This is a genomic window from Nostoc sp. (assembly GCF_036917755.1).
Classification (GTDB): Bacteria; Cyanobacteriota; Cyanobacteriia; order Cyanobacteriales; family Nostocaceae; genus Nostoc.
Genome location: NZ_JBALFC010000152.1, coordinates 1 through 8781, shown reverse-complemented (window position 1 = coordinate 8781; position 8781 = coordinate 1). Strand labels below are relative to the sequence as shown.

Below are 8781 nucleotides of genomic sequence, written 5' to 3'. Positions count from 1 at the left end.
TTAAACAACTTCATTGGCATGGCTGATTGCTCCTTGTGCAATTGCTGATAAGAAGAAGGATTCTTCTATCTCTTTATTTTTGTCAGAAACTTCTTCGAGTTCCTTGATTTCAAAATCCTATCAACCTTTGAAATTAATAATAGTAAATCTAGTAACAAACGCGTGAATGAATATTGAAAAATGGAAATAAAACCGATTTATAATAGACAGTTCTGTCTATATTTTAAGCAACCGCAATCCTTTTATATATAAGGCTTTTAGTCAAGGGAATAGACAGACTATTCTAACTATATATAAGAGTGTGAATGATTTAATTACTATCCTGATTCTAGATACCTCAATTGGATGAATCGGCGATAGTTGCTCAAATCAAAACAATAGGAAAAACGCAATTGTTTGCTTTTAAGCTTTCTAAATGATGAGTAATTGTAACCACGAATACTGTTTGTAAATTAATTGATCAGCGCAAGTAAATTGGCCAGATGTATGATATTCTTTATTTATAGGGAATCTAATACCAGAATAAAAACTCCTTAGATTCCTTTGAAGTGAGTATCAGACCAGCCTCATCAGTTATTGGTGACGGCATAACGTTAATCGAAGTGGAGCAAAACCGCCCAAAAATCGGTTTTTCGTTTGGCGAAGCCGTTGCCATAGCGTAGGCTGGACTGATTTTTTTATGTATCTTCTTTGCAGCGAAAATAATGCTTGTCTTGCTGTGATGAAGCAGAAATTTATGATTCACCTGCCGCATCTGTGGAAGTTTTTTGAATTCTTAGTGACAGGATTGCGACTAATTTTTAGCACCCTTGTTGTATCTGGCATCCCACTAATTCACTGCCATATCTGTAAGAAGCTGTTTAATTTCTAGCAGATAACTGCAATATTTATAGTGCTGGATAGACGGCTGATATCCACTGTCTAACTACGTTGATGCTGTCACAACCTGGGCAGTTAACTTTTTCAAAAACTACAACTTCAATTTAATTCAACACTCTACTTGATTACACCATAATCTTGGAGCCGAATCAATAAGTCTGCGCCATTACTGAGGTTTTTATGCGGAAAATCGCTATTTATGGAAGAGGGGGAGTTGGCAAGTCCACAACGACTCAAAACGTAGTGGCTGGACTGACCGATATGAGTCGTAAGGTGATGGTTGTAGGGTGTGACTCGAAAGCAGACTCCACCCGGCTCCTTTTGGGGGGATTCCACCAGAAGATTGTACTTGATACGTTGCGTAAAGAAGAAGATGATGTGAATCTAGAAGACTTCCGCCAGGAGGGATGGGGGAAGACGCTGTGTGTGGAATCGGGTGGGCCGGAACCTGGTGTGGGATGTACAGGTAGAGGCATTCTGACATCAATTGGGTTGCTAGAACAATTAGGTGCTTATGATGATGCAGTTAGACTTGATTATACATTTTATGATGGTCTAGGTGACGTGGTATGCGGTGGATTTGTCATGCCCATTCGTGAACGCAAAGCTCAAGAAATTTACATTGTCACTTCTGGGGAAATGATGGCGATGTATACCGCTAATAACATCTGCCGAAGCATTCAAAAGTATGCTCCTATAGGTGGTATACGTCTGGGAGGATTGATCTGCAATTCTCGCAAAGTCAATCAGGAAAACGATCTAATCGAGGCTCTGGCAGAGAAACTGGGGACTCAAATGATCTACTCCATACCCAGAGACAACATGGTGCAGCGAGCAGAGTTCCACCGCAAGACGGTGATTGAGTATGCTCCTGAGTCTGAACAGGCGCAACACTATCGCAACTTGGCAACGGCAATTGACCAGAATACAGATTTTGTGACTCCGAAATCTATGTCTAACGATCAGCTTGAGGAACTGCTAGTAAAGTTTGGGTTGTTTGACTAGGACGATGCAATAGGGGTTATCCCTCATACAAAGTGTCTGGAGCAATTGGCAATCTCTAACTCGAAAAAGCAGAAAAAACTGCGTAAACTTCTTACCACCATTTGAGAAATCGGCGTTCTGAACCACGCCAAAATTCGTCTACCTCATTGAAGGAGGAGAACTCATTATGTTGACCGAAGAGGTTTTAGTCCAAAAATTTATCACCATAGCTCAGGGGCGCTGTCCCAAACTCGGTGAGTTGCTCCAGTACTGCCACGTCGAACTCGTAAACTCTTACTGGGGCTGCCCCCCGAAACTTATACAACATTTTGTCGTATATTATCCTAATATGCTGTTTGCCTCAGTCAATGCCTACCAAGACATTTTCCGAGGCGTTGCCCAAGATTTGGGGATATTGGATGCTGTTTGCATAAACGCTACAAGGATTATCCGCGATCGCGCCTCAAGGTTGAAAGAAAAAAACCCGATCTTATGGTTGGAACTCCAGTGGGTGGCAGTACCAACTAAAAAAGGCAATTGGCATCTAGATCAGGACTTACCGCACTCGGACTAAGTTTTCTTTTGGTGACGTAGCTAAATAGTATCCAACTATGCAAGTATTTTAGCCAGATGTATGTTATGCTTGCAGCAAATAAGCGAAATTGTCAAAACATCAACATGTCTGACAACAAAAACGGCAAACACTAGAAAACCTTGCGATTGACCCAACAAATTTAAGTTTGTGCGCTGCGGCTTTTTCTAACGGAGAGATACAGCCTCATGAAAGGTGAGGCAGTCCGATCTTGGGGTTTTCCCCCAGGAGGAACTGCCGAAAGGGTTCCCCGGCATAAGCAAACTCTCGAACCCGGAGGGTGAGACGCTTGCAGTGATCTACCCTGATGCTGGGGAATCCGTAAGGGTGAAAGAGTTCCCCAGCATCAGCAAATTGCCATTAGCGTCAGAGTTAGTTAGTAATGAGCCTCCCTCGGAGGGTGAAGCACAGAGCCAGATCGGTACAAATAAAGTCCTGGTTCGGCTTCTAGATGATATAGATAAACTGCACAATACAGTTGTGATTGCTGGTTGTACACCTGTGCTTTCCCTCTTGGCAAGAGCAACTGAACGCTGGCATCCGCAACTACGAATTCATTATCGTTTTGCCCACAGCAAGGCTGCATTGAGTAGTCTGTGCCGAGGTGAAGTTCACATTGCAGGGATGCACTTATACGATCCCAAAACTGGGGAACATAACATTCCCTTTGTACGGGAAGCCTTAACAGGTAAGAGTGCCATTTTGATTACCCTTGGAGTTTGGGAAGAAGGTTTGTTAGTCCTACCAGGAAACCCAATGGGAGTTAAAACAGTTTCCGACTTAGTAGAATTTGGAGCAACTATTGTCACACATGAAGCGGGTTCTGGTAGTCGGATGCTTTTAGAACGGAAACTCCAAGAAGAAGGAGTGCCATTGCACAAAGTTAAAGGATTTGACCATATTGTTCACAACCATCAAGATGTTGCCTTGTCTGTAGTCTCAGGAATGGCTGATGCAGGTATCAGTACGGCATCTATAGCTGCTGCCTTTGGGTTGGGATTTATCCCCCTTCATCGGGCGCGATATGACTTAGTGATTATTAAAGAATACTTGGAAGAAGAACCAGTAAAGCAGTTTCTCAGTATCTTGGGACATCAGCTAGTGCGATCGCAATTAGAGATACTCGGCGGCTATGATATCAGCAATATTGGGGAAGTTGTAGCAAATATTTCATAATTCGTAATTCGTAATTATTACCGCACGACTAAGAAATATGTCTTTTAGTTTCCACAACTCAAGTTAGCTGCTTTGTCTTTCAATTACGAATTCCTCAAGCAAATTAAAATCACCCAACAAGTTAGCTGCAAAATGAATCATCACTTCACTATGAATAAACATCCGGTTCAGATTAACGATACAACCTTGCGAGATGGCGAACAAGCCGCAGGTGTAGCCTTTAACGTTGAAGAAAAAATTGCGATCGCTACTTTTCTTGATGCTATTGGTGTTCCAGAACTGGAAATTGGCGTTCCGGCAATGGGGCAAGAAGAAGCAGAGTCGATTCGAGCCATTGTTAATCTGGGATTAAATGCTCAATTACTTGGCTGGAACCGTGCTAAATTGTCCGATATCCAGGCATCTATAGATTGTGGTTTGGAACGGGTGCATATTTCCGTTCCTGTCTCAGAAATTCAGATTGCCGCCAAGTTTGGAGGTAAGCAGCAGGTAATCCTGGATCTTCTGCGGGATGCGATTAATTTTGCTTGCGATCGCGGTTTATCTGTATCTGTTGGCGGAGAAGATTCTTCCAGAGCCGATCCATCTTTTCTATTGGATGTGGCGTATTATGCTCAAGAGTTAGGAGCTTTCCGGTTTCGCTTCTGTGACACTGTAGGAATTCTCGACCCTCTGAACACTTACAGCAAAGTTCGCTCCCTTGTGCATCATCTATTCATTCCCATAGAAATGCACACCCATAATGATTTTGGACTGGCAATGGCCAACTCGCTAGCTGGTATTGAAGCAGGGGCGCGATCAGTCAACACTACGGTAAATGGAATTGGCGAACGCGCAGGTAATGCGGCGCTAGAAGAAATTGTGATGGCACTGAAACACCTCTACGGCATTCCAACGGGTATTAATACAAAACGGTTGCTGGAACTGTCACGGTTAGTTGCTAAAGCTGCCAATTGGCCGATTCCTCCCTGGAAAGCGATCGTGGGTGAAAATACTTTTGCACACGAGTCGGGTATTCATGCTCACGGTGTGTTGCAAAATCCCGGTACTTACGAACCGTTCGCGCCGGAAGATGTTGGTTGGGAACGTCGCCTTGTCGTAGGTAAACATTCCGGTAGGCATCTGATATTTAGTGTGCTGCAAGAACATGGAATCACACTCACTCAGCCAGAAATTCAATCAGTGCTGGATGCTGTAAAGCATCAGTCAGTAAAAGTTAAGCGCAGTCTCACGGTTGAAGAACTCCTGAGTTTTGTTCCCCAAGGATGAATGCACAACAGGGGAATGGGGAGTAGGGAGTGGGGAGTGGTGTAGTTAAATTACTTGAAAAGCGTTCAAGTTCAACAGTTGACTATGACAAATCCTACACAACTATTGCGATCGCGTGAAATTCCTTTCAATTACGAAATTGATTGGAATGACTCTCTAACTGTTGCGGTGTTGAAACTTCTGCGGCTTTAGCAAAGCTTCTTGATGCAGAGATTGTTGATGCTCCAATACCACTTGATATCCAGGGTAGTCAGGATTGGTTAATTCTAGTAAAGCATTTTTTTCTACCATGCTTAATTTTGAGTCCATTCGTACCACAGCAATGCAAAAAGTCCCATACAATTGGGCTTTGATCAAAAATCTGCTTTCACCAGAAGCAAGCTTAGAACTAACTGCGAGTTTTCCCCACGAAGAGTTTCGCCTATCGGAGGGAGAGGGATACGGATACTCCTGGGGGAAGATGCTTGCAAAGAGCGAGGATATTTCCTTGATGCTCAAATCTAGTGATAATCGCTGGCGAGAGCGGATGGCACAAGGCAGACTTACTTATGACTTGAGACACCTCAGTAAAGTCTGGCGACAGTTGATAGAAGAACTGTGGACAGATTCTTACCGCGCAACTTTAGCCGAAATGTCTGGGTTGGAACTAAAAGACTGTGTAATGGATATTGGATTTCGTCGGTATGGTTCAGGACAGCTGCATCACCCTCATACAGACGAGCCAAACAAAGTTTTAACTCATCTGCTATTTTTCAATCAACAATGGTCTGTAGACTGGGGAGGCTGTTTGCGAATTCTCAAAGACTCCCAGGCGGAATCTGTCTCTCAAGATATTCTACCCCTTAGTGATTCCTCAGTTGCGATCGCGCGTTCTGACAATTCTTGGCATACGGTTACTCCGCTTACTTGTCCTGCATCTGAGTCTCGGCTAGCTTTACGAGTTGCTTTTTTTCGGAATGGTCGCCTAACTTCAGATTTTGGAGAAACCCAGCTAGCTGCGTAGTAATCAAGTATTTTCTCTCTACTTTTATCAGAAAATCAGCCTTCTGATTTTCTGGTTCTTCCTTGTCCTTCTTGTTCCTCGTCGTTGGTAATCCCTCTGAAATCGTCAAAAAGTGTTCAGGTTCAAAAGCTGACTATGACCAATCCTACAGAACTACTGCGATCGCGCTACGGTGAAATTCCCTTCAATTACGAAATTGACTGGAACGAATCTCTAGAAACACTACTAGCTCACCGTTCAGTTCGGTCTTATCTATCTGACCCTTTAGCACCAGGAACCCTAGAATGGCTAGTTGCTGCTGCTCAATCTGCTCCTAGTTCAGCTAATATGCAAACCTGGAGTGTGGTAGCGATTGAAGATCAAGAACGCAAAGCAGAATTATGCAAGCTGGCTAATAACCAAGTATGGATTAACCAGGCTCCTGTATTCTTGGTTTGGTTAGCAGATTTAGGTCGTCTGGCTCATATTGCTGACAGTCGCGGACTAGCTCCCGTAGCTCTGGATTACGTAGAACTGTTGGTTAAAGCAATAGTCGATGCTTCAGTCGCAGCGCAAAATGCGATTGTAGCTGCTGAATCTGTTGGTTTAGGAACGGTATACATCGGCGCAATCCGCAAAAGTACTCAAGAGGTAGCCACGTTATTGAATTTGCCACCTTTTGTATTCCCTGTGTTTGGGTTGTGTGTGGGTTATCCCAATCCTGAAGCACAACCTATTGTTAAGCCGCGCCTACCTCAGCCAGCTGTATTCCATCGGGAAACCTATAAATTGGCAGAGCAAGATGATGCGATCGCTCACTACAACGACATCATGAAAGAATTCTACACTGAACAAAAGATGAATGTCCCTGGTGATTGGTCGCAACACTCAGCCGAGCGGATTGCCACTTTAGACTATTTAAAAGGGTGCAAGTACTTGCGTGAAACTCTCAACAACTTCGGCTTCAAATTGCTTTGAAGAAGGATAACGATTGTTTCGCTAGCAACGCCGACTCGCTACTACTTCGCTGAAGACTCAAAACCCTACACCCAGTTTCAAAAGATAATTTCGGTGCGTAAATCTAAATAATAAATAGTCAATCTAGGCGTAGGTTGGGGAGCCAGTCTGTTGCAGGGGTTCCCCCCGTTGAAGGAACTGGTGCCGGGTTTCCCGACTTGTTCGCGCAACGTCTCCCCTTGGGAGAAGCAAGTGGCATTTGAGGAACGAAACCCAACACCCAAAAACCTTGTCAATGTTGGGTTTCACTTCGTTCAACCCAATCTACAATTATTTTTCTTACGCACTGTGAGAAAATTACGTCATTGCGAGTGTAGCGATCGCGAAGCGTCTCCAAGAGAAGCAATCTCAAACCCTAGTTTTCAGTGCGTAAGTCCTAAAATAGACTCGCTAACTTGTCAGATATAGCAATTCTCCTGCTTGAAACCTTTATACGAATTTGGGGAATCTGAAGGCATTTAAGCAGTCAACAGACGAACAATTTAATGGGTATTCCAGCAAGCTTTAATCTTTCAAAAAAGGGCTGACCTGTAAGAATCGCTCTTTTCGTGAGAATTGTTGACCAAAAATGTAGAATTAACCCGCAAAACATAAAGGAGCTTCAAACAATGACTAATCTATCTACCAAAGACCTCAACAGACTACGCTCTCAAAGCAAAATCATTGTTAGTCGAGTGGAGATTTTCATAGAAACTTACTTATCAGAAACCTCCCTTGATGAGAATCTGGTTAACGAAACCTTAGAAGAAATCGTCAAAGCTGCGAATAACTTAACAACCGCAGCATCCAAGATGAAAACCGCCGAAACCGTACATAAGCTCAACGGTTCAAAATAGTTTAATAGGGCTGAGTTGAACCCCATAGCTAAATAATGGGGATTGAATACAGTTCCGTTAGCGGATAGCTAAGGTTTAGCCCGTGCTGAGTAATCAACCCTAGATACTCAGCACTATTTCAGTTATGGAGATAAATGAATCTAGCCTGTTAGGAAATATCATGCTAAAAGGGATAAGTTCAAAGTTCAATAACTGGTTACAAAGAAATACAATTGTACGTAACCTGGAATTTTTCCAAGATTTTATTATCATTTCTCTCTGCCTTGGTTTATTCTGTGTGATGCTCATCCGACTGGGAGATATGTTCTTCTCCTTTTTGAATCCATTAGATTTGCGGCAAGTAACATCTGATATCCTGTTCATTTTGATTTTAGTAGAGTTGTTCCGCCTGTTAATTGATCATCTACAACAACAGAGGACATCTGTTACCGCAGCAGTAGAAATTACTATTGTTTCTGCTTTAAGAGAGGTGATTTTACGCGGTGTTCTCGAAATTCCCCGTGACCAAATTTTTGGAATAGCTGTATTTTTATTGGTTTTAACAGGAATTATGGTGGCTTTACCTTGGATATCTCGTTTTCTTGAACAGGTCAAAACCCATAACCCAGAAATAACAGAATAAACGCAAACATTGGCTAAAAACTCTCTAGATTCTGATTAAATTTAACCACACATACTGTTATTTTGAGATGATACACGTTTATTTTAGCTCAGTCAGACATTAGCACTTTCCCACTGAGTTAGGGAGGCGATGCCTCCGGCAATGCTGCTATTCTTAAATCCATTGTGGACACACGAACCCGTTGCGATCGCTCCAGCATTAAATAATAAAACAGGAGCCGTTGCCAAAAGAAGGAAGAATCTCCGATAGCAGAGCATATTCACGAATCATGTCAGCATTCGTCCGCGCACAACTGATTAAGTCATGAGTGCCAATCACCTGAGAAATTGGGTAAGCGTTCAGGGGGTAGCAGGGTGATCGTAAAAAACTGCAACCAGAATCTGGTAGTGTGAAGTCATGGAAGAAAAGGGACCAAGTTACTTAG

Annotated in this window: 10 protein-coding genes; 8 read left to right on the top strand and 2 right to left on the bottom strand. The window is 43.0% G+C overall.

Going from position 1 to position 8781, the window contains the following annotated elements:
- Positions 1 to 1059 precede the first annotated feature (1059 nt).
- From nifH to nifV, 4 genes are all read left to right on the top strand, one after another.
- Positions 1060 to 1884 (top strand): nitrogenase iron protein, encoded by an 825-nt coding sequence (gene nifH / locus V7L05_RS31765; protein ID WP_335170204.1) that lies wholly within the window; start codon positions 1060 to 1062, stop codon positions 1882 to 1884.
- A gap of 166 nt (positions 1885 to 2050) precedes the next feature.
- Positions 2051 to 2437 (top strand): hypothetical protein, encoded by a 387-nt coding sequence (locus tag V7L05_RS31760; protein ID WP_334869088.1) that lies wholly within the window; start codon positions 2051 to 2053, stop codon positions 2435 to 2437.
- A gap of 312 nt (positions 2438 to 2749) precedes the next feature.
- Positions 2750 to 3631, top strand: a complete 882-nt coding sequence (locus tag V7L05_RS31755) for a substrate-binding domain-containing protein (protein WP_442937891.1) — start codon at positions 2750 to 2752, stop codon at positions 3629 to 3631.
- Positions 3632 to 3781: 150 nt separating this feature from the next.
- A complete protein-coding gene (gene nifV, locus V7L05_RS31750; RefSeq protein ID WP_335170205.1) occupies positions 3782 to 4900 on the top strand; it encodes a homocitrate synthase in 1119 nt (372 codons plus the stop codon).
- Positions 4901 to 5056: 156 nt separating this feature from the next.
- Here the strand turns inward: nifV and V7L05_RS31745 are convergent, their stop codons facing one another.
- The gene (locus V7L05_RS31745; protein ID WP_335170203.1) at positions 5057 to 5191 is read right to left on the bottom strand and encodes a hypothetical protein; all 135 of its coding nucleotides are present in this window, start codon (positions 5189 to 5191) and stop codon (positions 5057 to 5059) included.
- On the opposite strand from V7L05_RS31745, the gene V7L05_RS31740 reads away from it, so the two are divergent.
- From V7L05_RS31740 to V7L05_RS31725, 4 genes are all read left to right on the top strand, one after another.
- On the top strand, positions 5190 to 5903 hold the full coding sequence (locus tag V7L05_RS31740; RefSeq protein WP_335170201.1) for a 2OG-Fe(II) oxygenase: 714 nt from the start codon (positions 5190 to 5192) through the stop codon (positions 5901 to 5903). The two genes, V7L05_RS31745 and V7L05_RS31740, sit on opposite strands and share 2 nt — an antisense overlap.
- 135 nt (positions 5904 to 6038) lie before the next feature.
- Entirely contained in the window at positions 6039 to 6860 is an 822-nt protein-coding gene (locus V7L05_RS31735; protein WP_335170199.1) for an NADPH-dependent oxidoreductase, read from the top strand.
- A gap of 647 nt (positions 6861 to 7507) precedes the next feature.
- Entirely contained in the window at positions 7508 to 7735 is a 228-nt protein-coding gene (locus V7L05_RS31730; protein ID WP_335170198.1) for a hypothetical protein, read from the top strand.
- A 160-nt stretch (positions 7736 to 7895) separates the two neighbouring features.
- Entirely contained in the window at positions 7896 to 8357 is a 462-nt protein-coding gene (locus V7L05_RS31725; protein ID WP_335170196.1) for a phosphate-starvation-inducible PsiE family protein, read from the top strand.
- A gap of 92 nt (positions 8358 to 8449) precedes the next feature.
- Here the strand turns inward: V7L05_RS31725 and V7L05_RS31720 are convergent, their stop codons facing one another.
- The gene (locus V7L05_RS31720; protein ID WP_335170195.1) at positions 8450 to 8584 is read right to left on the bottom strand and encodes a hypothetical protein; all 135 of its coding nucleotides are present in this window, start codon (positions 8582 to 8584) and stop codon (positions 8450 to 8452) included.
- Positions 8585 to 8781 lie beyond the last annotated feature (197 nt).

What these genes read in the sequence shown, in the direction of transcription:
- V7L05_RS31745 (WP_335170203.1), bottom strand. Translation starts at nt 5,191, where the DNA reads ATGGTAGAAAAAAATGCTTTACTAGAATTAACCAATCCTGACTACCCT.
- V7L05_RS31760 (WP_334869088.1), top strand. Translation starts at nt 2,051, where the DNA reads ATGTTGACCGAAGAGGTTTTAGTCCAAAAATTTATCACCATAGCTCAG.
- V7L05_RS31735 (WP_335170199.1), top strand. Translation starts at nt 6,039, where the DNA reads ATGACCAATCCTACAGAACTACTGCGATCGCGCTACGGTGAAATTCCC.
- V7L05_RS31730 (WP_335170198.1), top strand. Translation starts at nt 7,508, where the DNA reads ATGACTAATCTATCTACCAAAGACCTCAACAGACTACGCTCTCAAAGC.
- nifV (WP_335170205.1), top strand. Translation starts at nt 3,782, where the DNA reads ATGAATAAACATCCGGTTCAGATTAACGATACAACCTTGCGAGATGGC.
- V7L05_RS31740 (WP_335170201.1), top strand. Translation starts at nt 5,190, where the DNA reads ATGCTTAATTTTGAGTCCATTCGTACCACAGCAATGCAAAAAGTCCCA.
- nifH (WP_335170204.1), top strand. Translation starts at nt 1,060, where the DNA reads ATGCGGAAAATCGCTATTTATGGAAGAGGGGGAGTTGGCAAGTCCACA.
- V7L05_RS31725 (WP_335170196.1), top strand. Translation starts at nt 7,896, where the DNA reads ATGCTAAAAGGGATAAGTTCAAAGTTCAATAACTGGTTACAAAGAAAT.